Here is a 24,211-nt window from a genome sequence, read left to right as displayed (position 1 = left end):
TAATTATATACTCAGTCTTCTGTTACTGGTTCAACCTGACCTAAATCAAGTTCAACCGGAGTTTCCTTACCAAACATTGATACGATAACTCTTACATAGTCCTTATCAACATCCATTTCTTCTACAGTACCCACAAAATCTTCAAGTGGACCATAAGTGATTCTAACCTCATCACCAACTGAGTAAGAAACTTCAACTGTTTTCTTTTCTACACCCATACGATAAACTTCTTCATCTGAAAGAGGAATTGGTTTACTTGATGGACCGACAAAACCTGTACAACCTCTAATGTTGCGGACTACATACCAAGTTTCATCTGTGTAAATCATCTTTATGAAAACATATCCGGGATAAAGCTTATGCTCTGTTTCCTTCTGTTTGCCATTTACTTCTTCAACAACAGTTTCTGTTGGAACTTTTACATCGTGAATCATATCCTGAAGTCCACGGTTCTCAACAGTTGTTTCTAGAGTTGAGGCAACTTTGTTTTCATATCCTGAATAAGTATGAACAACATACCACTTTGCTTCTGGCATACTAAACCTTCTTTCTCAAAGTTATGCCTTAAGTGTTGGCAGTTTCCATTACAAGATCAAGCAATGCATAAAGACCTCTGTCTACACCAAAGATAACAAGTCCACAAAGAATGATTACGACAAGAACAATGCCGAAATTTCTTGTTGTGTGCTGCCATGTTGGCCAACTAATCTTTTTACATTCCCCGATACAAGCTCGGAAGTAAGAGATGATTCGTGAAAAGACATTTTTCTTCTTCTTTGTAGCTTTCTTAGAAGCCTTGTTCTTTTCAGCCATAACTATCCTCCGATTACTTTGTTTCCTTGTGCAGAGTATGCTTCTTGCAGAATCTGCAGTACTTGTTCATTTCAAGTCTGTCAGGATTGTTTTTCTTGTTTTTCATTGTGTTGTAATTACGCTGTTTGCACTCTGTGCAGGCCATTGTTACTTTTACTCTCATTAACGGCACCTCCCGATTATTCCTATTAGAATAATATAGCCTCCCTCATTGGGGCACAAAAAATAAACCCCTATTCGAGGTAATTAAGATTATATCATATGGCTGTCAATCAGTCAACCTTTTTGTAAAACTTTTTTTACTATTTTGTGATATATTGCAATTTTTTTGCTTTTGCTATATTACTTTACAACATTCTACATAAAGTTTTCCCTATTCTATCACACTTTCTCCTATTTTGCAAATTATTATTTTAATATTTTAATAAAAAATAAAGGATAGAGAATACCCTATCCTTTAGTCAATTACTTTTATTTTAGAAAAAAGTATGCTATTATAAGAAGAAAGATTATTTAATAATCTCACCGTATACTTCTCCAAATGCCATTGCTGCGTTACTTTCGTCAGTATCAATGTGCATTGCCGGAGCATAGTTTTCAGAAACACGAACAACAACTTCATCAAAAGTTAGTGAGCGTTCTGTGCCTTCAATTTTAACAGAAACAATCTGCTTATCCTCTACGCCACATTCCTTAGCGTTTTCAGGAGTAAAGTGAATGTGTCTTTTTGCAGCGATAACACCTTCAGAAATTTCATATTCACCTGCAGGACCAACTAACTTACAACCCGGTGTACCTTCGATACAGCCTGATTCTCTAACAGGAGCTGCGATACCTAGCTTTCTGGCATCTGTAAGTGAAACTTCAACCTGAGTAGCCTTTCTTGTAGGGCCTAGGATTGACATTTTCATTTCACCACGAGGACCAACAACAGTTACCTTTTCAACACAAGCAAACTGACCAGGCTGTGATAAATCTTTCTTGTTTGTTAATGTTGCACCCTTACCAAATAAAGCTTCTAAAGCTTCATCAGAAACATGAACATGGTGTGCAGATGTTTCTACTAATACCTTCATAATATATACCACCAATCAAAAATATTTGGGAATTTTATTTCCGTAATCATATTACACCCATTCGACAAAATTTTCAATATTTTAACGGAATTTTAGGAGAGAAAAATGATAGATAATTGGAATGAATTAAAAGAACAATGTTTAAACTGTAGAAAATGTGGTCTTTGTGAGACAAGAACCAATGTTGTATTTGGTGTTGGCAATCCAAATGCAGAAGTTATGTTTATCGGTGAAGGTCCGGGAGAAAACGAGGACCTACAAGGTGAACCTTTTGTTGGTCGTGGTGGAAAGTTACTTGATAAGATGCTTTATTCAGTTGACCTTTCAAGAGAAGAAAACATTTATATTGCAAATATTGTAAAATGTCGTCCACCAAAAAACAGAGACCCAAAACCTGAAGAACAAGTTGCTTGTACTGACTGGCTAAGAAATCAATACAAACTTATTAACCCAAAAATTATTGTTTGTCTTGGCAGAATTGCATCAGCAAAAATTATTAAACCTGACATTAAAATCACTAAAGAACATGGTCTTTTCTTTAAGAAAGGTGAGGTTCTAATGATGCCTATGTTACATCCTGCTGCTGTACTTCGTGACCCTAGAAAAAGACCGGAGGCTTTCAGAGATTTCCAAATTCTCAGAGAAAAGATTAAGGAAATCTGTACCGATACATATAAGAATATTGATGAAGAATAATTTTCTTATTGTAATTTATAATCTTGCTTGTGCTAATCTAAAAACAATTTAACAAATTAGGTTTTTTCAATTTTGTCTGTGGGTTAAGGTAAATTTGTTTTTTAGCTTTTATTGTGGTTTAAGAAAAGTTTATTTTTTATTTAATATAAAGAAAAATTTACAAAAATATCATACCTTATACCATCTTTAAAGTGTGGCTAACAGGTGTAGGGTCTTTCAACAAAAGTTTTTTACAAAAAACTTTTGCATAAGTTCACATTAGCAAATCAAACTTCGCCTATGGCTCGTTTTCTTTGATGTTCACTTAATTGATGTCCCGTTACAAACTAGCCTTTATATAGATACTTTGCCCTATATGGTAAGTTATAATTTTTAGTTTCTACATAGGACTAAGTTACATAAAACATTTTACTATTAAACGGGCGAACAATGTTCGCCCCTACAACCGTAAGCCAAAATACGATATAAAAATCGGTATTTTTTATGCTACAAACATTGTTGTAATATGAATTGTGCAACCACAAAATTTACATTTTATACAAGGACATAGTTTACACTTTTTATAATTTACAACATCCCCACAAACCCTAATTTATGGAATTACCTTAACACACAAAAGAATTTTTAAAAACAATTATATGGATATTAAAATCAAACAACTAGACAAAGTAATCAACAATTAATAATACAAAACAAAAAGGACTGATGGATAACAAATATCTTTCAGTCCTTTTATTCTTCTTTGATTTTTCTTTTTTTGATTGCTGATGTAATAACGAATGCAAGTGCTAAAAGTAACACAACCGAAGCTACAATTGCAATAACTGCAAATCCCATTTCTTTTGATAAACTGCTTTCATCATTAACATTAACTTTAGCCGGTTTCTGGTCACTAGGAGGAGTTTTTTCGTATACAACAGAATCGAACTCACTGTTATCTTTCCATTCTGCTATAGCACAATACTTACCGGGACTAACCGGATTACTCTGGGTCTCCCCATTACACACAACAATGTCACCAATACAACTTGAATCAAAATAAAGGTCATAAGTTTGGTTGCCAATATTATCACTAAAGATAACAGCATAAGTTCTGCCTTTCTTTAAGCCACCCTCTAGTTCATTACTGGCTTTTAACTTATCCAAGTCATAGTACCAAACATCATCTTTATATTTTTCGCACTTTTCACTTTTGGCTTGCCAGTTAAAAAACTCACCACCACCGGCTTCCCAAATGTGACAATATAATATTTGACCATTACCCCAAGCATTTTTGCCGGTTGTTGGCACTTTAAAATATATTACACTTTTATTTTTAATTGGTTCTGTCTTTTCTTCTTTTGCAGAAGCAAATGTAGTTAAACTAAAGATAGAAGAAAAAACTAACAGTGTCATCAGCAAACACCCAACAATTTTTTTCATCTTTACCTCAATATTACCAATACATCATACACCTATTATATCCTACTACAATAAATTATTATAACCATATACTTTAAGTTATAAAGCAAAATATATTAATTAATTATAAATAATTTATGAACAGGAACAAAAAAGTGGTAGATTAAAAATAACCTACCACTATCATTGTATAGAGTATTATGCCCAATTTAGTGTATCGTTATATACATTAATATAGTCTTGTGCACTTCTATCCCATGAGTTATCACTCATCATTGCACGCCACATTAACTGATGCCAACCCCAATCATCCTTGATACCGGCAAGTGCTCTCTTAACTGCATTGCACATATCAGCAATGTCATAGTTCTTAAATGTAAAGCCATTACCATAGTTATCAGCTGAGTCAAATACGGAGTCTTTTAGACCACCAACTTCACGAACAACAGGAATTGTACCGTAACGAAGAGCAATCATCTGTGATAGACCACAAGGTTCTTGCTTTGAAGGCATTAGGAAAATATCAGAACCGGAATAAATCTTTCTTGCTAATTCAGGAACAAAGCCATGGCAGAAAGAAACTCTGCCAGGATAATCCCAAGCTAACTGATTGAAGAAATCCTCATATTCCTGGTCACCTGAACCAAGAATAACAAACTGCATATTTTCTGTATTTAGTAGGTCACGAATACCACCACGAACAAGGTCAAGACCTTTGTGGCTAACCAGACGAGTAACCATAGAAACAATAGGAACATCCCATCTCTGTTCAAGGTTAAGTCTTTCCTGTAACTTCTGCTTACAAATGCCCTTACCTGACATATCATCCTTAGTATAGTTAGCATATAGCTGATAGTCAGTTGCAGGGTCATAAGATGCACAGTCAATACCGTTAAGAATACCACAAAGTTTCCAATGGTTTCTATTTAGTGATGCTTCCAAACCATAAGCAAACCAAGGGTCTTTGATTTCTGCTGCATAAGAAGGTGAAACTGTTGTAACTCTTGTTGAGCATTCAATAGCACCCTTCATCATATTTAGATTACCATCCATTTCGATAATCTTAGTTTCTGTTGGAGGAACACCAACACATTCTGTGTTAACTTCCCAACCATACTTACCTTGATACTGAATGTTATGGATAGTAAATACACTCTTAATGTTGTAGTACCATGGGTTCTTACTATAGAATAGATAGTAATAAACAGGTACAAGAGCTGTCTGCCAGTCGTTACAATGAATAATGTCTGGGTGGAAATCAATGTATGGTAACATTTCCATAATAGCACGAGAGAAGAAAGCAAATCTTTCTGCATCATCGTAATAACCGTATAGATTATCTCTGTTAAAGTAATATTCATTGTCAATAAAGTAATATGTACAACCGTTCCACTGTGCCCAGAAAAGACCACAATACTGGCTTCTCCAACCTACAGGAACCCAAAAGTTAGTAATGTACTGTAACTGACATCTTAGGTCATATGGCATTGAGCCATATAGAGGAACAACAATTCTGCAGTCCTGACCCTTTCTATTTAAAGTATGTGGTAAACTACCTGCCACATCAGCAAGACCACCACTACCACAAAACGGATTAGCTTCACTTGCACAATATAAAATTCTCATCTCAATTACCTCCTATTAAGATTATATTATAAGTATAACATATACTGAGAAAAATACAAGACTAAGAAATAACTGAGCCTTTTTCAATATATACCGGATAGTTAGGTGCACCCATTAGTTGTTCACCCTCAGCAATGTTACAGTCCTTATCAATAATAACATTATTGATTGTAGCATTGTCACCGATTACGCTATCCTGCATAATAATAGAGTTCTTAACCTTAGTATTCTGACCTATGTAAACACCCTTTGAGATAATACAGTTTTCAACTTCACCATTAATAATACAACCTTGAGCAATTAAGCTACCCTTAACTGAACAATCAAAGCCATATCTTGATGGTCTGTCATCTCTAACCTTAGTGTAGATAGGTCTTTCTGGATTGAACAAATCTGCTCTTACTTCAGGATTCATTAAATCCATAGAAATATTGTAGTAATCCTGCATTGAGCAAATTGTCTTTAAGAAACCTTTATGTTCATAACCACAAACCTTGTATTTTTCTAAATCAAAGTTTAGGAATAACTTTCTATAGTCAATGTTATTTGTACTTACACATTGCTTAACAATAGACATAAGTAGGTCTTTTTTAATTAAGATAGAACCGGAAATTAAGTTACATTCACCGGTAACAGGTGGATTAATCTGTAATTTTTTAATTCTCTTATCATCATCAATTTCAGCAACCATAGGATAAGACTTGTTGTTGTTAATATCCTGATACTGATAACAGAATGTAACATCAGCACCTGTCTGTGTGTGTTGATAATACATCTTTTGATAGTCAATATTTGCAATAAAGTTTGTGCTACAAATCAAAACTTCTTGTTCTGAACCATGTTCAATATAACCATGAAGGCTATCCAAAGTTTCCAGCACATTATCAAAACTTTTGCCACTAAAAGGTGGTAAAATTGTAAGTCCACTTTTTCTCTTTGATAAATCCCAAGCATTACCGTTACCCACATGGTCCATAAGGCTGAAGTAATGAGATGATGCAACAATACCAACATTGTTAATACCGGCATTGCTCATATTAGAAAGTGGAAAATCAATTAGTCTGTATTTCCCCCCAAAAGGTACACTAGCCATAGTTCTCTTGTTAGTTAGCTGACTAATACAACCCTCATTAGTGTTTGAGAAAATAAGACCAAGAACATTGTTACTTCTATTCATTATTCTGCCTCCAAATCTTCACCAATCATAGCTGCAGGTGGAACAACAACATTGTCACCAATATGTAGGTCATCACCGATAACTGCAATCCCCCATTTATCCTTATCTTCTGCATCTTCAGGGTTGCCACCGATTACTGCGTTACAACCGATTACAGTATTTTCAGATACAATAGAATATTTAATATCGGCATTAGCCTTAACAACTGTATTAGGCATAATAATAGAATAATCTACCTTAGCACCCTTTTCAATCTTAACACCGGGGAATAGGATTGAATTCTCAACTTCACCCTCAACAATACAACCATCAGAAATGTTAGAATTCTTGATAGTAGCAGTTTCAGATACATAGTGAGGTGGGAACATAGGATTTTTACTGTAAATATCTCTTAAGTCCAGCTTTAGGTTAGGGTCTAGAAGATCCATATTAGCATCCCAAAGTGACTCAACAGTACCTACATCTTTCCAGTAACCCTCAAATGGATAAGCAAACATTCTTTCACCGGCATTTAACATTGCAGGTAGAACATCCTTACCAAAGTCGTTACTGCTGTTTTCATTTTCAGCATCTTCAATTAAATATTTTCTTAGTTCTTTCCAACTAAATACATAAATACCCATTGAGGCATTTGTACTCTTTGGATGAGCAGGTTTTTCTTCAAATTCATAAATAGAACCATCTTCGTTAGTATTTAGAATACCAAAACGAGATGCCTCTTCAAGAGAAACATCAATAACTGCAATAGTACAAGCAGCATCGTGTTCTTTGTGGAACTTAATCATATCTGCGTAATCCATCTTATAAATATGGTCACCGGAAAGTACCACAACATACTCAGGGTTATACCTATCAATATAGCTTATATTCTGATAAATTGCATTAGCAGTACCAGAATACCATTCAGAGCCTTTCTTAGATTCATAAGGGCTAAGACAAGTAACCCCAGAATTCATACCATCAAGTTCCCATGGTTGACCATTGCCAATATATTCGTTAAGTACAAGTGGCTGATACTGTGTCAAAACACCAACAGCCTCAATACCTGAATTTGCACAGTTGGACAATGGGAAATCAATGATTCTGTATTTTCCTCCGAAAGGAACGGCAGGTTTAGCAATCTTCTTAGTTAGTACACCAAGACGAGAGCCTTGTCCACCGGCAAGAAGCATAGCTACTACTTCTTTCTTTGGTAACATCATAATTCCTCCAGTACATTAATTTCTAAACGGAAAAAGCCGTACAATATTTATTTTAACATTTAGGTTATGTCGTAAATTATCAAATTGTATTGAACCTATTATACTTTTCTTTCTCATTTTTATTAACCTTAACTATATTATATTACAAAAATTTCATTTTTGCTATTGATTTTATACATAACAAATTCTTCAATTTTTGTGCAATATAACATATACAATAATAATATATTTTTATATTTTCGTCAAGTAAATGAATTCATTATATAAAATAAACTATTTAAAAGGCAAAAATCCCATTACAATGGGATTTTTATATATTTTATTATTTTATTTTCTGGGAGTGTCACCTCTAGAGATTTCAATACTGTAACCAAAATTTTTCAAAGATTTTTCAAGTTCCTTAACCATCTCTCCCGATTCTTTACCTGTACTTAATTTGCCATCATATAAAGTGTAATTTTCCTTAGCAAATTGTGGAGATAAATTCGGCATTACAACATTTCCACCATACAAAATTCCAAGGATTCTACCTTTAGGGTCAATTGTACTAAGTGCAGTTGTTGATGGAAGTAACACATCATTAATCATAAGTCTGATTATCCCTAAAGTTCTTAAAGTCAACTTTAAGTCACCAATAGGTTTATCCCTAAAGTCAGTATCCTTATGTGGTACAAATGGTCCTATGCCAATCATATGTGGCATAAATTTCTGAAAAAATCTAAGGTCAAGAATAATATCATCAACAGTTTGATAAGGTGAGCCTATCATAATTCCACAACCTACTTGATAGCCGATTTCTTTCAGATTATATAAACATTGAATTCTATTTTCCAAACTCATTTCTTGTGGATGAAGTTTTCCATAATGTAATGGGTTTGAGGTTTCTTCTCTCAGTAAAAACCTGTCAGCACCTGCATCATAATATTTCTTGTAACTTTCATAACTTCTTTCACCTATTGACAAAGTTACTGCACAATCACCAAAGTTACTTTTTATTTCACTTACAATACTACAAATGTCATCATCAGAATAGTGAAAATCTTCACCACCTTGCAAAACAAAAGTCCTAAAGCCCAGCTCATAACCTTTTTTGCAACAATCAAGTATCTGTTCTTTTGTCAGTCTATATCTGCAAATATTTTTGTTACTTCTTCTGATTCCACAGTAATAACAATCATTCTTACAGTAGTTGCTGACTTCAATTAAACCTCTGATATACACATTTTTCCCAAATACTTTATCCCTAACTTTTTGTGCATACTTTTGCAAAGTTTTATCAACTTCACTGTCAGTAGTTAAAAGAATTTCTTTCAGTTCACTATCTGATAAGTTATGTTCTTTATATAATTTTTCTACCAAATTAACTGTACTCATATTTTTCACCTAAGAATATTTTACAGACAGTTTAAGAGAAAATCAACACCTTTCACAAAAGGAAATAGGCTATCCGTAAAGGATAGCCAAAGAAGGTATAATTTTAAGGTATTTTTGTAGATTATTATTTTTATATCAAACTAATGATGCACCAAGTGCTTTACAATTTGCAATAGCATCATCATCCGGTGCATCATTACAAATTACACTTTCTGTTGCAAGAACTGCACCGTCAGAAGTACAAGTTTCTTCCCAGTTACGCATCCATTCACCATCGCCCCAACCATATGAGCCGAATAAAGCGATTTTCTTACCATTTAGTGCTGATTCACAACCATTAAACATAGGTTCAAATTCTTCATCTTCAAGAACTTCAGCACCCATTGCAGGACAACCAAAAGCAATAGCATCAAAGTCATTGACCATATCACCGTTAAAGCTGTCAGCAGTATAAAGTGTTGCGTTACCACCATTTTCATTTACACCATCAGCTACTGCATTTGCCATAGCTTCTGTGTTACCTGTACCACTCCAGTACACAACTGCAATCTTACTCATTTATATCTCTTCCTTTCTAAGCTGAAACAGTAAGTTTTTCAAGTGAAAAACCTTGTTTCCATTTTAAGTAATAAATACGAGAGCATTTCTTAAATTTTGCAAATTTTTTCAAAGCTTCTTTCTCATCACCATAAACTTTCCAACAACCTGTACACTTTGAACAAGCACCCTTGTTGCAAATAAAACCGTAAACATCCTCAGGGGGATAACCGAGGAAAAGTCCGATTTCGTGGGGAAATTCTCTAGAAGTTTTTACTCTCCTCTTTAACTGAGCAATACAACTTTCAACATCAATACTGTTGTACCCTTGCATTCTAAGCAAAAACTCAGCATAAGGAGTTGATAAGTCACTTTTTAACTTATTTTTGCGATACAAGTATAGCAATGCTCTGTTGTTAGAATAGTTCAGCAGAATAAGTTTTATTCCTTTTTTAGAAAGTATCTTGTTGTATGTATTTACAAAATTTACGGCTTCCTTTTCACTACTGCAAGCGCAATTAAAAAGGTTGCCTGTTTTTAGTCCGGCTAATGTTGGTGAGCAATGCTTGACTAATAAATCCTCTGACATATTTATCATTCCTTTATTAAGGAAATTTTATAGTTAGCATTTGCTAACTATAAAGTAAAAATAAAAGTTTTTCATAAGAAAAACTTGAAAGCAAAATCATAATTTAGAGGGCTATGGTTTCCCATAGCACCTCTAAACTTAGGAACAGCTGTATGCAGAACTGTTCCTTTAAGGAGAAAAGAGTTTGCTGAACAATTAATTGGCATTTTAATTATTCGGCGAAGTTAGTTTTGTTGTCACATTTTCAGCAAGAAGTATACACCAAAAAAATAAATAGAGTTCACATGGGTTTGTTGTGACAACAAAGTAAAAACATAATGTAATAATGTTTCTGTACTTAGTTAGCTTTCGCTAACCACAACTATATATTACTCTATCCTTCCCTTTATGTCAATAAAAATTATATTAATTTTTTCTTTTGTAAGTTTGTACAAACAATGCAGTTAGCCTACACTAACTACTTGTGCATTTTGTTTTTTCTTGTACATTATAATTGTTTTTTTCAGTTTTGATTTTAGATAAAGATAAATTAGATAATTATATTTTTATATTTTGTTTGTATGTTAAGTATGGTTAGTTAAATTAGATTTTTTCAATTTTTCTGCTAAAAAAGGTGAAAATGATAAATTAGGGTTTGTCTTTTAAGTTTTGATTGTGGATAAAGGTGAATTTGTTTTTTAACCTTTATTGTGGTTAGAGAAAAGTATATTTTTATATAAAGGAAAATTCACAAAATATCATACCTATTATTATAACAATAGTGTGGCTAACAGTTGTAGGGCCTTTCAACAAAAGTTTTTTAAAAAACTTTTACATAAGTTCACATTAGTAAATCAATTTCGCCTATGGTTCGTTTTCTTTGATGTTCACTTAACTGTTGGACCGAGCAAATCAGCCTCTATATTGGCATATTGCCCTATGTAGTAAGTTATAATTTTTAGTTTCTACATAGGACTAATTTACATAAAACATTTTACTATTAAACGGGCGAACACTGTTCGCCCCTACTGTGTAACTCATAATTTTTCTTATATTTTATAGTTAGAGATATAGGAACGATTTTGAGTTACAGTTGTAGGGTCTTTCAACAAAAGTTTTTAAATTAAAAACTTTTACATAAATTCACATTAGCAAATCAACTTCGCCTATGGCTCGTTTACTTTGATGTTCACTTAATTGGTGGACCGTTAAAACTATTCTAAATAAAGGTATTATGCCCTATGTAGATATTTTCAATTTATAACCTGTAAACAGAACGATAATCCCATAGACATCACACTTTTTAACGGCTGAGCATAACAAAAAAGGCTTGTCATAAAGACAAGCCTTTCAAAGTATCAATGAAATTATAGTAATTCGATGATAGCCATTTCTGCAGCGTCACCACGACGAGGACCAATCTTAGTGATTCTTGTGTAACCACCATTCTTGTCTGCATACTTAGGAGCAATCTCTGTGAATAGCTTATGAGTAACTGATTCCTTAGTTACAAAACCCATAACCATTCTCTTATTGTGAAGATTGTCTTCCTTAGCTACTGTGATCATCTTTTCTGCCATTGAAGAAACATCCTTTGCACGAGCAAGAGTTGTTTCGATTTTACCATTTTCAAATAGGTATGTTACCATAGCTCTTAGCATTGCCATTCTGCTATCTGTAGCTCTACCTAGCTTTCTTGTTCTTGGCATTTATATCACTCCTTTACCCTAAATATTGGAATTATAAGTGTCTTTATTATTCGTCTTCGTCACGAAGTCCGAAACCTAAGCTTTCAAGCTTCTGAATTACTTCTTCAAGTGACTTACGACCAAGGTTTCTAACCTTCATCATATCGTCTTCACTCTTAGAAATAAGATCCTCAACAGTGTTGATTCCTGCACGCTTTAAGCAGTTGAATGAACGAACTGATAGGTCAAGTTCTTCAATAGTCATTTCAAGAACTTTTTCCTTACCCTTGTCGTCTTTCTCTACCATAATCTCAGTTGTTGAACCCTTGTCTGATAGGTCAACAAATAGATTTAGGTGTTCTGTTAGAACCTTAGCAGCTAGAGAAACTGCTTCCTGTGCATTGATTACACCGTTTGTCCAAACATCAAGGGTTAACTTGTCGTAGTCAGTAATCTGACCAACACGAGTGTTGTCAACAGTGTAATTTACTTTTAATACTGGTGTGTAAATAGAGTCAACAGGAAGTACACCAATAACATTGTTACCGGCAAGTTGCTTGTTCTTTTCGCCGGGAACATAGCCTCTGCCTCTGTCTAGTGTAATTTCCATATTAAGTGTTGCACCCTCACCAAGTGTTGCAATGTGAAGGTCCGGAGTTAGGACCTCAACATCGCTATCTGCCTTAATGTTGCTTGCTTTAACTTCACAAGGACCTGTTGCAGAAATTTCTACAGTCTTAGGACCATTGTCGTTTAGCTTACAAACAAGGCTTTTCATATTAAGAACAATCTCAGTAACATCTTCTTTAACTCCAGGAATTGTAGAAAATTCATGAAGCACACCGTCAATCTTAATTGACTGAACAGCTACACCCTCAAGGGATGAAAGAAGAACTCTTCTTAAACTATTACCTAGTGTGTTGCCGAAACCTCTTTCTAGTGGTTCAACAACAAATCTGCCGAATTTGCCGTCAGAAGATAGGTCTTCAACTTCAATTCTTGGCTTTTCAATTTCGATCATGAAATAACCTCCTAAACATATATGCACACATATATGTGCCTGTTTCTAATAACCTACGGATGCGTGGATTACTTGGAGTACAATTCGACGATTAGATGTTCTTCTACCTGATAGTCAATATCATCTCTTTCAGGCATTGCGATAACCTTACCGCCAAGTAGGTCAGCATCTTTTTCTAACCACTTAGGTGAAACCATTGACTTTGTTTCGCCTTCTGCAATTTCCTTAAATCTTGCCTTTGAACGGCTGCTATCCTTAACCTTGATTACGTCACCCGGTTTAGTCATATATGAAGGAATGTTTACCTTCTGACCGTTTACTGTAAAGTGAGCGTGGTTTACAAGCTGTCTAGCTTCTCTTCTTGAAGAAGCTAGACCTAGTCTAAATACAACATTATCAAGTCTGCGTTCGATAGTTGTTAGTAGGACTGTACCAGTCTTACCTTCCTTCTTAGCTGCCTGGTCGTAGTAACGACGGAACTGCTTTTCCATAATGCCGTAAATAAATTTAACTTTCTGCTTTTCGTTAAGCTGTAAGCAATATTCGCTCTTCTTTCTTCTCATATTGCCGTTAGAGTTTCTGTTAGTAGTCTTCTTGTTGTAACCCATAACAGAAGGTTCGATACCAAGCTTCTTACAACGCTTAGCGATTGGCTGCATATTCTTTGCCATAACTATTCCTCCTTCTATCTACTATACACGTCTTCTCTTTGGAGGACGGCATCCATTATGTGGGATTGGTGTAACATCTTTGATCATTGTTACTTCAAGACCTGCTGACTGTAAAGCTCTGATTGCAGCTTCACGACCCTGGCCAGGTCCTTTAACATAAACTTCTACGGATTTCATACCGTGTTCCATTGCAGCCTTAGCTGCTGTTTCAGCTGCTGACTGAGCTGCGAATGGTGTAGATTTTCTAGAACCTCTGAAACCTAGTTCACCAGCACTAGCCCAAGATACAGCGTTGCCCTGTGTATCAGAAATAGTAACAATAGTATTGTTAAATGTTGACTGGATATGAGCTGCGCCTTTTTCGATATTCTTTCTATCACGGCGACGGCGTACAGTCTTCTTAGTTGCTGCCATTGCTTAATCCTCCTTACTTCTTCTTGTTTGCCATTGTCTTACGTGGACCCTTACGAGTTCTTGCATTTGTCTTAGAACGCTGTCCTCTTACTGGAAGACCCTTTCTATGACGAACGCCACGATAACAACCAATTTCAATAAGTCTCTTAATGTCAAAAGCAATGTCACGACGAAGGTCGCCTTCAACAATACAATGCTTATCAATATATTCTCTTAACTTTGAAACATCTTCTTCAGTTAAGTCTCTTACTCTTGTATCAGGATTAACACCTGTTGCTGCAATAATGTCTGTTGCAGTCTTTCTACCAATACCATAGATATAAGTTAAACCGATTTCAACTCTTTTGTCTCTTGGTAAGTCAACACCTGCTATACGAGCCATTGTGCACCTCCATAAAATTTAAAAGTTTTTACTAATTAACCCTGACGCTGTTTATGCTTTGGGTTTTCACAGATTACCATGATTTTACCATGTCTTTTGATGATTTTGCACTTATCGCAAATTTTCTTTACTGAAGGTCTGACTTTCATTAAGTATCATTCCTTTCTTAAATTCTTGTATTTAATGAATTACTTTGTTCTCCAAGTAATTCTTCCTCTTGTCAGGTCGTATGGAGACATCTCCACTGTAACCTTATCACCCGGTAGAATACGAATGTAGTTCATTCTTAATTTACCTGAAATAACAGCCAAAATAACATGACCGTTCTGTAGTTCAACCTTAAACTGAGCATTTGGTAAAGCTTCAGTTACTGTACCTTCTACTTCTATAACATCTTGCTTAGACATTATAAACCTCCGAACTCTTTAATACTGTTTTTTATTTGTGGATTAGTTTTATAAGTTTTTGCACATCCATTTGTATGCTGTAAGTGAATCAACTTCTTTTTCTTAGGTTTCTCCACTTTTCTTCTTTTGCCGTTGGCAATGTAAGCATAACTACCATCAATACCAACTACAACGAACAAATCGTCTTTATCACGACCTGCCTTTGCTTTTACGATTGATCCTTCTTTAATCATCCTTACCTCACTTTAAGTCAGGAATTGTTAAAATCTCAGGACCATCGGAAGTAATGGCAATGGAATGCTCAAAATGAGCAGCAAGGCTACCGTCACAAGTAACTGTTGTCCACTCGTCAGGCATAACCTTTACCTTATAGTCACCTGCACAAACCATAGGTTCGATTGCAATAGTCATACCGGGAATTAGTCTTACGCCTCTTCCGGCAGTACCATAGTTAGGTACACTAGGGTCTTCATGTAGTTTCGCACCTACTCCGTGGCCGACAAAATCTCGTACAACCGAGTAACTGCGATCTTCGACATACTTCTGAACAGCTGAGCCAATATCGCCAACACGATTACCGGCCTTTGCTTGTTTGATACCTTCATACAAGCTTTCCTCTGTAGCCTTTAGAAGTGCCTCAGCTTCAGCACTAACCTTGCCACATTTAAAAGTGTAAGCATTGTCACCGTGGAAACCGTCAATAAAAGCACCAACGTCAACACTAACAATGTCACCCTCTTTAAGGATCTGTTTCTTGCTAGGTATGCCATGGATAACCACATTATTTACTGATATACATGCACTTGCAGGAAATCCACCATATCCGAGAAAGGAAGGGGTAGCCCCCTCTTTCTCGATATACTTGCGGACGATAGTATCAATTTCAAGTGTTGAAACACCCGGTTCAACTGCTTTTCCTGCTACTACTAAAGCATTAGCAGAAATTCTGCAAGCCTCTTTCATCTGTTGAAGTTCTCGTGATGATTTGATAACTACCATTCTAAAACCTTCTTACTTAAGTACTTCAAGTACTAGCTTTGTAGTACCGTCAATAGAGTCTGGACAGTCAATAAGCTTTAGCTTACCCTGTGCTTCGTAATAATCCTTAAGTGGTTCTGTTTCCTTATGATATGTTTCAAGACGAGTCTTTACTGTATCAATGTGGTCGTCCTTACGCTGAATAAGGGCACCTGTGCAAACATCACAAACACCTTCGATTTTTGAAGGCTTGTTGATTGTGTGATAAGTCTTACCACACTTTTCACAGACACGGCGTCCGGACATTCTGTTAATGATAATGTCGTCACTAACTTCTAGATCAATTACTAGGTCAATTTCAACACCCATAGAGTCCAGAGCCTCGGCCTGAGGAATAGTTCTTGGGAAACCATCTAGGATAAAGCCGTTCTTGCAATCGTCCTTTGAAAGTCTTTCCTTTACAATGCCGATTACAACTTCATCAGGTACTAAAGCACCTGATTCCATATAAGACTTAGCTTTAAGTCCCATCTCAGTACCGTTTTTCAGCGCTTCTCTTATCATATCTCCTGTGGAGATTGTTGGAATATTTAATTCTTTGCTGATGATTTCAGCTTGTGTGCCTTTACCGGCACCAGGAGCACCTAAAAATATTAACTTCATTTTTTTCTCCGTTTATTAATCAAGGAAACCCTTATAATGACGCATCATCATTTGGGATTCAAGTTGTTTTGATGTTTCAAGAGCAACACCTACGATGATGATAACTGATGTACCACCCATTGAAAGTCCTGTCATACCTGTTGCAGCTGTGTAAATTAGTGGAACAAGTGCGATAAGAGCTAGGAACATAGCACCGATTAGTGTAATTCTTGAAAGAATCTTTTGAATAAACTCAACTGTTGGCTGACCAGGTCTGATACCTGGAATTGTACCATTATTCTGCTTTAGATTATTGGCCATTTCAATAGGATTATACTGAATAGCTGTGTAGAAATAAGCAAAAGCTAGAATAAAGATGAAGTATAGTACCATATATAGCCAACCTTCAGTGCTGAACGCATTGAAGAAACTTACCCAGAAGCCTGACTTAGGCTGCCAGAACATCTGAATTGTACTAGGGATTGATAGGATTGAAGAAGCGAAGATGATTGGAAGAACACCACCAAGTGCAACCTTGATTGGAAGGTGACTTGACTGACCACCGTACATCTTTCTACCAACAACACGCTTAGCGTACTGAATAGGAATCTTTCTTTCTGAATCCTGCATAAATGTAATAACCCAGATAACTGCTAGGAAAATAACAACCCATAGTGGAACGAATACAAGCATTTCTGTTGAACCTTCAAGGCCTGTACTCCAGAAACCGGCTAGTCTGCTGATTGTGTAAGGGAATCTTGCGATGATACCGGCAAATAGTAGGATTGAAATACCATTACCAATACCATAGTTGTTGATTTGTTCACCCATCCACATCATTAGGGCAGTACCGGCTGTGAATACAAGAATGATGATGATAGCTGAGTAAACTAGATCAAAACCACTCTTATATACTGTAACATTACTGCGATATAAGTACCAGAAGTAAGCTGCACCTTGAATTAGACCAAGGATAACTGTTACATAACGAGTAATCTTACCGATTTTCTTTCTACCAACTTCACCGTCTTTAGCCATTCTTTCAAGTGGAGGAATAGCTACACATAGAAGCTGTAGAATGATTGAACTGTTGATATATGGTGTAACACCCATTGCAAACAATGTTGCATTTGAGAATGCACCACCGGAAAGTGTGTTTAGATAGCTAAGCATTGAGCCACTATCATCAACACCCTTCATTAGTGTATTTAGAGCACCCATATCTAAGAATGGAACAGGAATAACTGAACCGATTCTAAATACTAGAACTATTAATAAAGTGAAAAGGATTTTCTTTCTTAAGTCTGGAATAGCCCAAGCGTTTCTAATTGTCTTAAACAATTAAATCACCTCAGCCTTTCCACCTGCCTTTTCGATAGCTTCTTTTGCAGCTGCTGAGAAACCATCAACCTTAACAGTTAAACTCTTTGTTAATTCGCCGTTGCCTAAAATCTTGACACCGTCAAATGAGTTCTTTACAAGGCCAGCGTTTCTTAGAGCTTCTACATCAACAACAGCACCGTTGTCGAACTTAGCTTCTAGCTGCTTTAGGTTAAGAGCAACAATCTTCTTTCTGAAAATGTTGTTGAAACCTCTCTTTGGTACTCTTCTCTGTAGTGGCATCTGACCGCCTTCAAAACCAGGACGAATGCTACCACCTGAACGAGCCTTCTGACCCTTATGACCTTTACCGGAAGTCTTACCCCAACCAGAACCATGGCCACGGCCAATTCTCTTTACGCTCTTTTTAGAACCATCTACTGGTGAAAGTTCATGTAATTTCATTTACTTTGCACCTCCCTTAAGCATCAACCTTGATAAGGTGAACAATTTTAGCAATCTTGCCCTGTGTTGAAGGGTTGTCTGGCTGTTCTGTTGTGTCGCCAATCTTCTTTAGGCCAAGTGCATGGGCAGTTGCAATCTGATCCTTCTTAGTGCCGATTAGGCTTTTTACTAGAGTAATTTTCATTCTTAGCAACCTCCCTATTATAAAATTTCTTTAACTGATTTGCCACGAATAGCAGCAACTTCTTCAGCTGTTCTTAGATTCTTTAGACCTTCTAGTGTAGCTCTAACTACATTACAAGGGTTGTTTGAACGAAGAGCCTTTGTTCTGATGTCCTTGATACCTACAGCTTCAACAACTGAACGAACAGGACCACCAGCGATAACACCGGTACCAGGAGCAGCAGGCTTCATAAGAACTCTACCTGCACCAAATTCACCGATAATTTCGTGAGGGATTGTTGTGCCTCTTAGAGAAACCTTCATTAGGTTCTTCTTAGCATCTTCAATACCCTTTCTGATAGCGTCTGGAACTTCACCAGCTTTACCGATACCGAAACCAACAGTACCTTCGCCATCACCTACAACTACAAGAGCTGCGAACTTATAAATACGACCGCCCTTTACAGTTTTTGATACACGGTTGATTGTAACAACTCTTTCTGTAAATCTGTCGTCATTTCTATCATAATTAGCCAAAGTAATTCCTCCCCTTCCTTAGAAATTGAGGCCACCCTCACGGGCGCCTTCGGCCAATTCTTTAACACGGCCGTGATAGATATTACCGCCTCTGTCGAATACAACATCAACGATATTCTTCTCTGCTGCCTTAGCAGCAATTAACTTACCAACTGCTCTTGCAGCCTCTTTGTTTCCGCCATTGCCACTAATGCTCTTATCAAGAGTAGAAGCAGCAGCAAGTGTAACACCAGCAACATCGTCAATTAACTGAGCATAAATGTTGTTAGTAGAACGGAATACACAAAGGCGTGGACATTCTGCAGTACCGCTAATCTTACCACGAACTCTCTTATGGCGATTTAGACGGGCTTTTTTTGTATCAGGTCTTTTTACCATTTGTCATTCACTCCTTAATTACTTGCCTTTACCGGCTTTACCTTCCTTACGACGGATAACTTCATCCTTATACTTAATACCCTTACCCTTGTATGGTTCTGGTGGACGCTTTTCTCTAACTTCAGCAGCGAACTGACCAACCTTCTGCTTATCGCAGCCAAGAACAATGATATTATTAGGATCTGGAACTTCCATCTTAATGTCGTCTGTTTCTTCAACAATTACCTGATGAGAGAAACCTAGGTTCATAACAACTTTGTTGCCCTGCTTCTGAACTCTGTAACCAACACCGTTAACTTCTAGTTCCTTCTTGTAGCCTTCTGTAACGCCGATAACCATATTGTGGATTAAAGAACGAGTAAGACCATGTAGGCTTCTGTTTAGCTTGTCGTCATTAGGACGCTTTACTTCAACAACATCACCATTGATTTCAACTGTCATATTTGGGTGTACCTTCTGAGTTAATTCACCCTTAGGACCCTTAACAGTTACAACGCCTTCGTTTACTGAAACAGTAACGCCAGCGGGAATATTTATAGGTTTTCTTCCAATTCGAGACATCTCGGCACCTCCTTACCAAACAAATGCAAGAACTTCGCCACCGATATTTTCTTTACGAGCCTGACGGTCTGTCATGATACCCTTAGAAGTTGAGATGATAGCGATACCAAGGCCCTTCATAACCTTTGGTAGGTTTTCTGCATTGCTGTAAATACGTAAGCCTGGCTTTGAAACTCTTCTAAGACCTGTGATTACAGGAGTCTTATCTTCAGTGTACTTAAGTGTTACCTTAATTACGCCCTGCTTACCATCTTCCATTGTAGTAAATTCTTTAACATAACCTTCATCAACAAGAATCTGGCAAATAGCCTTCTTCATATTTGATGCTGGAATGTCAACTGTATCGTGTTTAGCAGAACTTGCATTACGAATTCTTGTAAGTAAGTCTGCAATTGTATCAGTAATCTGCATAACTTTACCTCCTTACCAGCTTGATTTCTTAACGCCTGGAATCTCACCCTTATAAGCGAGTTCACGGAAGCAGATACGGCAAATACCGTACTTACGGAGGTAAGCATGTGGTCTGCCGCAGATTTTGCAGCGAGAGTACTTTCTTGTAGAGTACTTAGGCTCTTTCTGCTGTTTTATTTTCATTGCTGTCTTAGCCACAACTATTCCTCCTTACTTTGTGAATGGAGCGCCCATTAAGCTTAGTAGCTCACGGCCCTCTTCATCTGTCTGAGCTGTAGTAACGAAACAAATGTCCATACCACGAACTTTATCAATCTTATCATATTCGATTTCAGGGAAAATTAACTGTTCCTTGATACCCATGTTATAGTTACCACGACCATCAAAAGAGTTACCGTTAATACCTCTGAAGTCACGAACTCTTGGTAGAGCAACATTGAATAGACGATCTAGAAATTCATACATTCTGTCGCCTCTTAGTGTTACTTTACAACCAATTGCCATACCTTCTCTTAGTTTGAAGTTAGCAACTGATTTTCTTGCTTTACAAATCATTGGCTGCTGGCCAGTGATAGCACGAAGGTCAGTACAAATTGAGTCGATAACCTTGTGGTTTTCCTTAGCTTCACCAGCACCAACATTGATAACAATCTTATCTAGCTTTGGAATCTGCATTACGCTCTTGTAAGAGAATTTCTTCATAAGAGCCGGTGCAACTTCTTCTTTGTAGAAAGTCTTTAATCTAGCCACTGTGAAATCCTCCTTTAAATTTCTTCTTTGCACTTAGCGCAAATACGATCCTTAGAGCCGTCAGCGTTAATCTTGTGAGCAACTCTAGTCTGCTTTTTGCATCTTGGGCATACTAGCTGAACTTTTGATGCATACATAGCACCTTCAGCCTTCTGGATACCACCTGCTTCACCCATTCTTCTAGGCTTAACATGCTTAGTTACCATATTGCACTTTTCAACGATAACTTTGCCTTCCTTTGGTGAAACAGCCATAACAGTACCCTGCTTGCCTTTGTCTTTACCGCTAATAATTACAACGGTGTCGCCTGTTTTAACATGAACTTTATTATTCATAACTTGACACCTCCAATTAAAGTACTTCAGGAGCTAGAGAAAGGATCTTTGTGAAGTCCTTTTCACGAAGCTCACGAGCAACTGGTCCAAAAATACGAGTGCCTCTTGGACTCTTATCATCTTTAATAATAACAGCTGCGTTTTCATCAAAACGGATGTATGTGCCGTCTTCACGACGAACACCCTTAGCTGAACGTACAACTACTGCACGAACTACATCACCCTTCTTTACAACGCCGCCTGGTGTTGCTTTCTTTACAGAAGCAACTACAACATCGCCAATGTTGGCATATCTTCTCTTAGTACCACCGAGAACACGAATGCACATAAGTTCCTTAGCGCCAGTATTGTCGGCTACCTTGAGATAAGTCTGCTGTTGAATCACAGTGTGTTCCTCCTTTTTCTCAAGCTAACTTATTTAGCTTTTTCAATGATCTCGACTAGTCTCCATCTCTTATCCTTAGAGAGTGGGCGAGTTTCCATGATCTTTACTCTGTCGCCTACACCTGCTGTGTTATTTTCATCATGTGCTTTATAGCGAACAGTTCTCTTAACAATCTTATTATAAAGCTTATGCTTTACGCTGTCTTCGATTGCAACGACAATGGTTTTATCCATTTTGTCAGATACAACCTTGCCGACAACAGTTTTTCTGTAATTTCTATCGCTCATTGTTGTATCCTCCTTAAGCTTCAGCTAATTCATCTTCACGAAGAATTGTTGAAATTCTAGCAATATCTTTCTTAACTGCCTTAATTCTTGTTGGGTTTTCTAGCTGATTAATAGCAAGCTGAAAACGAAGGTTGAATAGTTCTTCCTTCAAGTCTTTTAGCTTAGTCTGCTGTTCTTCAGTAGAAAGTTCTCTAATTTCCTTTGATGTCATTACTGTTCAACCTCCTTTGTAACAAACTTACACTTAATAGGTAGCTTATTAGCAGCAAGACGCATAGCTTCTCTTGCTGTAGCTTCGTCAACACCACCAAGTTCAAACATAACTCTGCCTGGCTTAACAACAGCTACCCAATATTCTGGGTTACCTTTACCTTTACCCATTCGAGTTTCAGCAGGTCTTGCTGTAACCGGCTTATCTGGGAAAATCTTAATCCAAACTTTACCGAAACGCTTGCAGTAACGAGTCATAGCTACACGGGCTGCTTCGATTTGGTTTGATGTAATCCATGATGGCTCTAAAGCCTGAAGGCCGAATTCACCGTAAGTAACCTTATTACCACGGTAAGCTTTACCTGTAAGACGACCTCTGTGTACTCTTCTGTACTTTACTCTCTTAGGTAATAACATTACTTCTTGCCTCCTTCTTTACGAGCTGGACGCTTCTGTACGTTACCGATTACTTCACCCTTGTAGATCCAAACCTTAACACCGATCTTACCGTATGTTGTGTTTGCTTCTGCAAAACCGTAGTCGATATCAGCACGAAGTGTCTGTAGAGGAATAGTACCTTCATGATACTGTTCACTTCTTGCAATTTCTGCACCGCCAAGTCTACCAGAACACATTGTCTTGATACCCTTAGCACCGAACTTCATTGATCTGCCGATTGCCTGTTTCATAGCACGACGGAATGAAATTCTCTTTTCTAGCTGTAGTGCAATGTTTTCTGCAACAAGCTGAGCATCTGTATCAGGATGCTTAACTTCAACAATGTTGATGTTAACAGGCTTGTTTAAGAACTTTTCACACTGAGCCTTTAGCTTCTCAATTTCACTACCGCCTTTACCGATAATCATACCAGGCTTAGCACAGTGAATGTGAAGTCTTACTTTTTTACCATCTCTTTCGATTTCAATCTTAGAGATGCCCGCTGTATAAAGCTGTTTCTTTAATACCTTACGAAGGTTGTAGTCTTCAACAAGTGTATCGCCGAAATCTTTCTTGCTGGCAAACCATCTAGAGTCCCAGTCTTTAATTACGCCTACACGAATACCGTGTGGATTAACTTTCTGTCCCATTGCTACAAACCTCCTTTATTCTTTCTCTTTTAGCACTAGAGTGATATGAGATGTTTTCTTATCAATTCTAAATGCTCTACCCTGAGCTCTTGGTCTAATTCTCTTAAGAATTGGGCCCTGGGATACTGAACATTCTGCAACATATAGTGCAGAAGTGTCCATGCTGTGGTTATTCTCAGCATTAGCAACTGCTGACTTGAGCAACTTAAGTAGTGGCTCACAAGCGGCCTTTGGGGTATGCTCGAGAATAGCCTTTGCAAGTTTTACGTCCTTACCACGGATAAGGTTTAGTACAACTGAAACCTTACGAGGTGAAATTCGAACATATTTTGCATATGCTTTTGCTTCCATCTTGCTTACTCCTTCCGCTTATTTAGATGTCTTACTACCAGCATGACCTCTGAATGTTCTAGTTGGAGCAAACTCACCAAGCTTGTGACCAACCATATCTTCAGTTACATATACTGGAACATGCTTACGTCCGTCATGGACTGCAAATGTGTGACCTACAAATTCAGGGAAAATTGTTGAACTTCTTGACCAAGTCTTTAGAATTCTCTTTTCTCCCTTTTCGTTCATATCAATGACTCTTTCGAGCAGCTTAGGCTGGACAAAAGGGCCTTTTTTAGTACTTCTACTCATATTAAAT

At 36.9% G+C, this 24,211-nt stretch carries 39 protein-coding genes; 1 reads left to right on the top strand and 38 read right to left on the bottom strand.

All coding sequences use genetic code 11. The annotated features are described in order from the left end of the window. Positions 1 to 11: 11 nt before the first annotated feature. The 4 genes from nusG to E5Z56_RS07125 all read right to left on the bottom strand — a co-directional run bounded on the left by nusG (position 12) and on the right by E5Z56_RS07125 (position 1,889). The gene (nusG, locus tag E5Z56_RS07140) at positions 12 to 536 is read right to left on the bottom strand and encodes a transcription termination/antitermination protein NusG (RefSeq protein WP_138157195.1); all 525 of its coding nucleotides are present in this window, start codon (positions 534 to 536) and stop codon (positions 12 to 14) included. Between the two features lie 28 nt (positions 537 to 564). Further along, on the bottom strand, positions 565 to 813 hold the full coding sequence (gene secE, locus E5Z56_RS07135; RefSeq protein WP_022505354.1) for a preprotein translocase subunit SecE: 249 nt from the start codon (positions 811 to 813) through the stop codon (positions 565 to 567). 13 nt (positions 814 to 826) lie between these two features. Next, positions 827 to 976: a 50S ribosomal protein L33 gene (rpmG, locus tag E5Z56_RS07130; protein WP_022505355.1), complete on the bottom strand. Its 150-nt coding sequence runs from the start codon at positions 974 to 976 to the stop codon at positions 827 to 829. Between the two features lie 346 nt (positions 977 to 1,322). After that, a complete protein-coding gene (locus E5Z56_RS07125; RefSeq protein WP_022505356.1) occupies positions 1,323 to 1,889 on the bottom strand; it encodes a PduL/EutD family phosphate acyltransferase in 567 nt (188 codons plus the stop codon). 105 nt (positions 1,890 to 1,994) lie between these two features. Here E5Z56_RS07125 and E5Z56_RS07120 point away from each other — a divergent pair, with 105 nt between their 5' ends. Continuing rightward, positions 1,995 to 2,585, top strand: a complete 591-nt coding sequence (locus tag E5Z56_RS07120) for a uracil-DNA glycosylase (protein WP_175405410.1) — start codon at positions 1,995 to 1,997, stop codon at positions 2,583 to 2,585. A 732-nt stretch (positions 2,586 to 3,317) separates the two neighbouring features. Here E5Z56_RS07120 and E5Z56_RS07115 read toward each other — a convergent pair. From E5Z56_RS07115 to rpsS, 34 genes are all read right to left on the bottom strand, one after another. Continuing rightward, on the bottom strand, positions 3,318 to 3,980 hold the full coding sequence (locus E5Z56_RS07115; protein WP_138157194.1) for a hypothetical protein: 663 nt from the start codon (positions 3,978 to 3,980) through the stop codon (positions 3,318 to 3,320). 204 nt (positions 3,981 to 4,184) lie between these two features. After that, the gene (gene glgA, locus E5Z56_RS07110; RefSeq protein ID WP_022505491.1) at positions 4,185 to 5,612 is read right to left on the bottom strand and encodes a glycogen synthase GlgA; all 1,428 of its coding nucleotides are present in this window, start codon (positions 5,610 to 5,612) and stop codon (positions 4,185 to 4,187) included. A 61-nt stretch (positions 5,613 to 5,673) separates the two neighbouring features. Continuing rightward, positions 5,674 to 6,789: a glucose-1-phosphate adenylyltransferase subunit GlgD gene (gene glgD, locus E5Z56_RS07105; RefSeq protein WP_138157193.1), complete on the bottom strand. Its 1,116-nt coding sequence runs from the start codon at positions 6,787 to 6,789 to the stop codon at positions 5,674 to 5,676. Beyond that, on the bottom strand, positions 6,789 to 7,988 hold the full coding sequence (locus E5Z56_RS07100) for a glucose-1-phosphate adenylyltransferase (RefSeq protein WP_138157967.1): 1,200 nt from the start codon (positions 7,986 to 7,988) through the stop codon (positions 6,789 to 6,791). The genes glgD and E5Z56_RS07100 overlap by 1 nt, the downstream gene beginning before the upstream one ends. Positions 7,989 to 8,318: 330 nt before the next feature. Next, positions 8,319 to 9,365, bottom strand: coding sequence for a [FeFe] hydrogenase H-cluster radical SAM maturase HydE (gene hydE / locus E5Z56_RS07095; protein WP_175405409.1), 1,047 nt, complete (start codon positions 9,363 to 9,365; stop codon positions 8,319 to 8,321). Positions 9,366 to 9,500: 135 nt separating this feature from the next. Further along, positions 9,501 to 9,923, bottom strand: coding sequence for a flavodoxin (locus E5Z56_RS07090; RefSeq protein ID WP_138157191.1), 423 nt, complete (start codon positions 9,921 to 9,923; stop codon positions 9,501 to 9,503). A 16-nt stretch (positions 9,924 to 9,939) separates the two neighbouring features. Continuing rightward, entirely contained in the window at positions 9,940 to 10,491 is a 552-nt protein-coding gene (locus E5Z56_RS07085) for a DUF3793 family protein (RefSeq protein ID WP_138157190.1), read from the bottom strand. A gap of 1,346 nt (positions 10,492 to 11,837) precedes the next feature. Beyond that, the gene (gene rplQ, locus E5Z56_RS07080) at positions 11,838 to 12,179 is read right to left on the bottom strand and encodes a 50S ribosomal protein L17 (protein ID WP_022505497.1); all 342 of its coding nucleotides are present in this window, start codon (positions 12,177 to 12,179) and stop codon (positions 11,838 to 11,840) included. 46 nt (positions 12,180 to 12,225) lie between these two features. Beyond that, a complete protein-coding gene (locus tag E5Z56_RS07075) occupies positions 12,226 to 13,179 on the bottom strand; it encodes a DNA-directed RNA polymerase subunit alpha (protein ID WP_138157189.1) in 954 nt (317 codons plus the stop codon). Positions 13,180 to 13,247: 68 nt separating this feature from the next. After that, entirely contained in the window at positions 13,248 to 13,850 is a 603-nt protein-coding gene (gene rpsD, locus E5Z56_RS07070) for a 30S ribosomal protein S4 (RefSeq protein WP_022505499.1), read from the bottom strand. A gap of 21 nt (positions 13,851 to 13,871) precedes the next feature. After that, the gene (rpsK, locus tag E5Z56_RS07065) at positions 13,872 to 14,264 is read right to left on the bottom strand and encodes a 30S ribosomal protein S11 (protein ID WP_022505500.1); all 393 of its coding nucleotides are present in this window, start codon (positions 14,262 to 14,264) and stop codon (positions 13,872 to 13,874) included. Between the two features lie 13 nt (positions 14,265 to 14,277). After that, complete coding sequence (gene rpsM, locus E5Z56_RS07060) at positions 14,278 to 14,646, bottom strand: 30S ribosomal protein S13 (RefSeq protein WP_138157188.1); 369 nt, start codon at positions 14,644 to 14,646, stop codon at positions 14,278 to 14,280. A 35-nt stretch (positions 14,647 to 14,681) separates the two neighbouring features. Further along, on the bottom strand, positions 14,682 to 14,795 hold the full coding sequence (gene rpmJ / locus E5Z56_RS07055) for a 50S ribosomal protein L36 (RefSeq protein WP_022505502.1): 114 nt from the start codon (positions 14,793 to 14,795) through the stop codon (positions 14,682 to 14,684). A gap of 39 nt (positions 14,796 to 14,834) precedes the next feature. Beyond that, a complete protein-coding gene (gene infA, locus E5Z56_RS07050; RefSeq protein WP_022505503.1) occupies positions 14,835 to 15,053 on the bottom strand; it encodes a translation initiation factor IF-1 in 219 nt (72 codons plus the stop codon). Beyond that, complete coding sequence (locus E5Z56_RS07045) at positions 15,053 to 15,286, bottom strand: KOW domain-containing RNA-binding protein (protein WP_022505504.1); 234 nt, start codon at positions 15,284 to 15,286, stop codon at positions 15,053 to 15,055. Before E5Z56_RS07045 ends, infA begins: the two co-directional genes overlap by 1 nt. Positions 15,287 to 15,293: 7 nt before the next feature. Further along, a complete protein-coding gene (map, locus tag E5Z56_RS07040; RefSeq protein WP_138157187.1) occupies positions 15,294 to 16,052 on the bottom strand; it encodes a type I methionyl aminopeptidase in 759 nt (252 codons plus the stop codon). Positions 16,053 to 16,064: 12 nt separating this feature from the next. Next, positions 16,065 to 16,694, bottom strand: coding sequence for an adenylate kinase (locus E5Z56_RS07035; RefSeq protein ID WP_022505506.1), 630 nt, complete (start codon positions 16,692 to 16,694; stop codon positions 16,065 to 16,067). Between the two features lie 15 nt (positions 16,695 to 16,709). After that, positions 16,710 to 18,014: a preprotein translocase subunit SecY gene (gene secY, locus E5Z56_RS07030; RefSeq protein WP_138157186.1), complete on the bottom strand. Its 1,305-nt coding sequence runs from the start codon at positions 18,012 to 18,014 to the stop codon at positions 16,710 to 16,712. Then, positions 18,015 to 18,458 carry a 50S ribosomal protein L15 gene (gene rplO / locus E5Z56_RS07025; protein ID WP_138157185.1) on the bottom strand — a complete coding sequence of 148 codons (444 nt, stop codon included), beginning with the start codon at positions 18,456 to 18,458 and terminating at the stop codon, positions 18,015 to 18,017. It abuts the gene before it with no gap. A gap of 16 nt (positions 18,459 to 18,474) precedes the next feature. Further along, complete coding sequence (gene rpmD / locus E5Z56_RS07020; protein WP_408638764.1) at positions 18,475 to 18,642, bottom strand: 50S ribosomal protein L30; 168 nt, start codon at positions 18,640 to 18,642, stop codon at positions 18,475 to 18,477. A gap of 17 nt (positions 18,643 to 18,659) precedes the next feature. Then, a complete protein-coding gene (rpsE, locus tag E5Z56_RS07015) occupies positions 18,660 to 19,157 on the bottom strand; it encodes a 30S ribosomal protein S5 (RefSeq protein WP_022505510.1) in 498 nt (165 codons plus the stop codon). 18 nt (positions 19,158 to 19,175) lie between these two features. Further along, a complete protein-coding gene (gene rplR / locus E5Z56_RS07010; protein ID WP_022505511.1) occupies positions 19,176 to 19,535 on the bottom strand; it encodes a 50S ribosomal protein L18 in 360 nt (119 codons plus the stop codon). An 18-nt stretch (positions 19,536 to 19,553) separates the two neighbouring features. After that, positions 19,554 to 20,096, bottom strand: a complete 543-nt coding sequence (rplF, locus tag E5Z56_RS07005) for a 50S ribosomal protein L6 (RefSeq protein ID WP_138157183.1) — start codon at positions 20,094 to 20,096, stop codon at positions 19,554 to 19,556. A 12-nt stretch (positions 20,097 to 20,108) separates the two neighbouring features. After that, positions 20,109 to 20,507 (bottom strand): 30S ribosomal protein S8, encoded by a 399-nt coding sequence (gene rpsH / locus E5Z56_RS07000; protein WP_022505513.1) that lies wholly within the window; start codon positions 20,505 to 20,507, stop codon positions 20,109 to 20,111. A gap of 12 nt (positions 20,508 to 20,519) precedes the next feature. Further along, complete coding sequence (locus tag E5Z56_RS06995) at positions 20,520 to 20,705, bottom strand: type Z 30S ribosomal protein S14 (RefSeq protein ID WP_022505514.1); 186 nt, start codon at positions 20,703 to 20,705, stop codon at positions 20,520 to 20,522. Between the two features lie 12 nt (positions 20,706 to 20,717). Beyond that, positions 20,718 to 21,257, bottom strand: a complete 540-nt coding sequence (gene rplE / locus E5Z56_RS06990; protein WP_022505515.1) for a 50S ribosomal protein L5 — start codon at positions 21,255 to 21,257, stop codon at positions 20,718 to 20,720. 14 nt (positions 21,258 to 21,271) lie between these two features. Continuing rightward, entirely contained in the window at positions 21,272 to 21,592 is a 321-nt protein-coding gene (gene rplX / locus E5Z56_RS06985) for a 50S ribosomal protein L24 (RefSeq protein WP_022505516.1), read from the bottom strand. 16 nt (positions 21,593 to 21,608) lie between these two features. Beyond that, positions 21,609 to 21,977: a 50S ribosomal protein L14 gene (gene rplN / locus E5Z56_RS06980; RefSeq protein WP_022505517.1), complete on the bottom strand. Its 369-nt coding sequence runs from the start codon at positions 21,975 to 21,977 to the stop codon at positions 21,609 to 21,611. A gap of 29 nt (positions 21,978 to 22,006) precedes the next feature. After that, positions 22,007 to 22,264: a 30S ribosomal protein S17 gene (gene rpsQ, locus E5Z56_RS06975; RefSeq protein ID WP_022505518.1), complete on the bottom strand. Its 258-nt coding sequence runs from the start codon at positions 22,262 to 22,264 to the stop codon at positions 22,007 to 22,009. A 13-nt stretch (positions 22,265 to 22,277) separates the two neighbouring features. Next, on the bottom strand, positions 22,278 to 22,475 hold the full coding sequence (gene rpmC / locus E5Z56_RS06970; RefSeq protein WP_022505519.1) for a 50S ribosomal protein L29: 198 nt from the start codon (positions 22,473 to 22,475) through the stop codon (positions 22,278 to 22,280). Then, the gene (rplP, locus tag E5Z56_RS06965; RefSeq protein ID WP_022505520.1) at positions 22,475 to 22,891 is read right to left on the bottom strand and encodes a 50S ribosomal protein L16; all 417 of its coding nucleotides are present in this window, start codon (positions 22,889 to 22,891) and stop codon (positions 22,475 to 22,477) included. The genes rpmC and rplP overlap by 1 nt, the downstream gene beginning before the upstream one ends. Next, positions 22,891 to 23,562 (bottom strand): 30S ribosomal protein S3, encoded by a 672-nt coding sequence (rpsC, locus tag E5Z56_RS06960; protein ID WP_022505521.1) that lies wholly within the window; start codon positions 23,560 to 23,562, stop codon positions 22,891 to 22,893. The genes rplP and rpsC overlap by 1 nt, the downstream gene beginning before the upstream one ends. 15 nt (positions 23,563 to 23,577) lie before the next feature. Then, on the bottom strand, positions 23,578 to 23,913 hold the full coding sequence (rplV, locus tag E5Z56_RS06955; protein ID WP_138157182.1) for a 50S ribosomal protein L22: 336 nt from the start codon (positions 23,911 to 23,913) through the stop codon (positions 23,578 to 23,580). 18 nt (positions 23,914 to 23,931) lie between these two features. Next, on the bottom strand, positions 23,932 to 24,204 hold the full coding sequence (gene rpsS / locus E5Z56_RS06950) for a 30S ribosomal protein S19 (RefSeq protein WP_022505523.1): 273 nt from the start codon (positions 24,202 to 24,204) through the stop codon (positions 23,932 to 23,934). Positions 24,205 to 24,211: the final 7 nt, after the last annotated feature.

It is taken from the genome of Ruminococcus bovis (genome assembly GCF_005601135.1).
In the GTDB taxonomy this organism is placed as follows: Bacteria; Bacillota; Clostridia; order Oscillospirales; family Acutalibacteraceae; genus Ruminococcoides; species Ruminococcoides bovis.
This window is presented reverse-complemented; position numbering and strand designations above follow the sequence as displayed.

Coding starts and splice junctions, on each gene's coding strand:
- nusG (WP_138157195.1), bottom strand. CDS start 536: ATGCCAGAAGCAAAGTGGTATGTTGTTCATACTTATTCAGGATATGAA.
- secE (WP_022505354.1), bottom strand. CDS start 813: ATGGCTGAAAAGAACAAGGCTTCTAAGAAAGCTACAAAGAAGAAGAAA.
- rpmG (WP_022505355.1), bottom strand. CDS start 976: ATGAGAGTAAAAGTAACAATGGCCTGCACAGAGTGCAAACAGCGTAAT.
- E5Z56_RS07125 (WP_022505356.1), bottom strand. CDS start 1,889: ATGAAGGTATTAGTAGAAACATCTGCACACCATGTTCATGTTTCTGAT.
- E5Z56_RS07120 (WP_175405410.1), top strand. CDS start 1,995: ATGATAGATAATTGGAATGAATTAAAAGAACAATGTTTAAACTGTAGA.
- E5Z56_RS07115 (WP_138157194.1), bottom strand. CDS start 3,980: ATGACACTGTTAGTTTTTTCTTCTATCTTTAGTTTAACTACATTTGCT.
- glgA (WP_022505491.1), bottom strand. CDS start 5,612: ATGAGAATTTTATATTGTGCAAGTGAAGCTAATCCGTTTTGTGGTAGT.
- glgD (WP_138157193.1), bottom strand. CDS start 6,789: ATGAATAGAAGTAACAATGTTCTTGGTCTTATTTTCTCAAACACTAAT.
- E5Z56_RS07100 (WP_138157967.1), bottom strand. CDS start 7,988: ATGTTACCAAAGAAAGAAGTAGTAGCTATGCTTCTTGCCGGTGGACAA.
- hydE (WP_175405409.1), bottom strand. CDS start 9,365: ATGAGTACAGTTAATTTGGTAGAAAAATTATATAAAGAACATAACTTA.
- E5Z56_RS07090 (WP_138157191.1), bottom strand. CDS start 9,923: ATGAGTAAGATTGCAGTTGTGTACTGGAGTGGTACAGGTAACACAGAA.
- E5Z56_RS07085 (WP_138157190.1), bottom strand. CDS start 10,491: ATGTCAGAGGATTTATTAGTCAAGCATTGCTCACCAACATTAGCCGGA.
- rplQ (WP_022505497.1), bottom strand. CDS start 12,179: ATGCCAAGAACAAGAAAGCTAGGTAGAGCTACAGATAGCAGAATGGCA.
- E5Z56_RS07075 (WP_138157189.1), bottom strand. CDS start 13,179: ATGATCGAAATTGAAAAGCCAAGAATTGAAGTTGAAGACCTATCTTCT.
- rpsD (WP_022505499.1), bottom strand. CDS start 13,850: ATGGCAAAGAATATGCAGCCAATCGCTAAGCGTTGTAAGAAGCTTGGT.
- rpsK (WP_022505500.1), bottom strand. CDS start 14,264: ATGGCAGCAACTAAGAAGACTGTACGCCGTCGCCGTGATAGAAAGAAT.
- rpsM (WP_138157188.1), bottom strand. CDS start 14,646: ATGGCTCGTATAGCAGGTGTTGACTTACCAAGAGACAAAAGAGTTGAA.
- rpmJ (WP_022505502.1), bottom strand. CDS start 14,795: ATGAAAGTCAGACCTTCAGTAAAGAAAATTTGCGATAAGTGCAAAATC.
- infA (WP_022505503.1), bottom strand. CDS start 15,053: ATGTCTAAGCAAGATGTTATAGAAGTAGAAGGTACAGTAACTGAAGCT.
- E5Z56_RS07045 (WP_022505504.1), bottom strand. CDS start 15,286: ATGATTAAAGAAGGATCAATCGTAAAAGCAAAGGCAGGTCGTGATAAA.
- map (WP_138157187.1), bottom strand. CDS start 16,052: ATGGTAGTTATCAAATCATCACGAGAACTTCAACAGATGAAAGAGGCT.
- E5Z56_RS07035 (WP_022505506.1), bottom strand. CDS start 16,694: ATGAAGTTAATATTTTTAGGTGCTCCTGGTGCCGGTAAAGGCACACAA.
- rplO (WP_138157185.1), bottom strand. CDS start 18,458: ATGAAATTACATGAACTTTCACCAGTAGATGGTTCTAAAAAGAGCGTA.
- rpmD (WP_408638764.1), bottom strand. CDS start 18,642: ATGAAAATTACTCTAGTAAAAAGCCTAATCGGCACTAAGAAGGATCAG.
- rplR (WP_022505511.1), bottom strand. CDS start 19,535: ATGGTAAAAAGACCTGATACAAAAAAAGCCCGTCTAAATCGCCATAAG.
- rplF (WP_138157183.1), bottom strand. CDS start 20,096: ATGTCTCGAATTGGAAGAAAACCTATAAATATTCCCGCTGGCGTTACT.
- rpsH (WP_022505513.1), bottom strand. CDS start 20,507: ATGCAGATTACTGATACAATTGCAGACTTACTTACAAGAATTCGTAAT.
- rplX (WP_022505516.1), bottom strand. CDS start 21,592: ATGAATAATAAAGTTCATGTTAAAACAGGCGACACCGTTGTAATTATT.
- rpsQ (WP_022505518.1), bottom strand. CDS start 22,264: ATGAGCGATAGAAATTACAGAAAAACTGTTGTCGGCAAGGTTGTATCT.
- rpmC (WP_022505519.1), bottom strand. CDS start 22,475: ATGACATCAAAGGAAATTAGAGAACTTTCTACTGAAGAACAGCAGACT.
- rplP (WP_022505520.1), bottom strand. CDS start 22,891: ATGTTATTACCTAAGAGAGTAAAGTACAGAAGAGTACACAGAGGTCGT.
- rpsC (WP_022505521.1), bottom strand. CDS start 23,562: ATGGGACAGAAAGTTAATCCACACGGTATTCGTGTAGGCGTAATTAAA.
- rplV (WP_138157182.1), bottom strand. CDS start 23,913: ATGGAAGCAAAAGCATATGCAAAATATGTTCGAATTTCACCTCGTAAG.
- rpsS (WP_022505523.1), bottom strand. CDS start 24,204: ATGAGTAGAAGTACTAAAAAAGGCCCTTTTGTCCAGCCTAAGCTGCTC.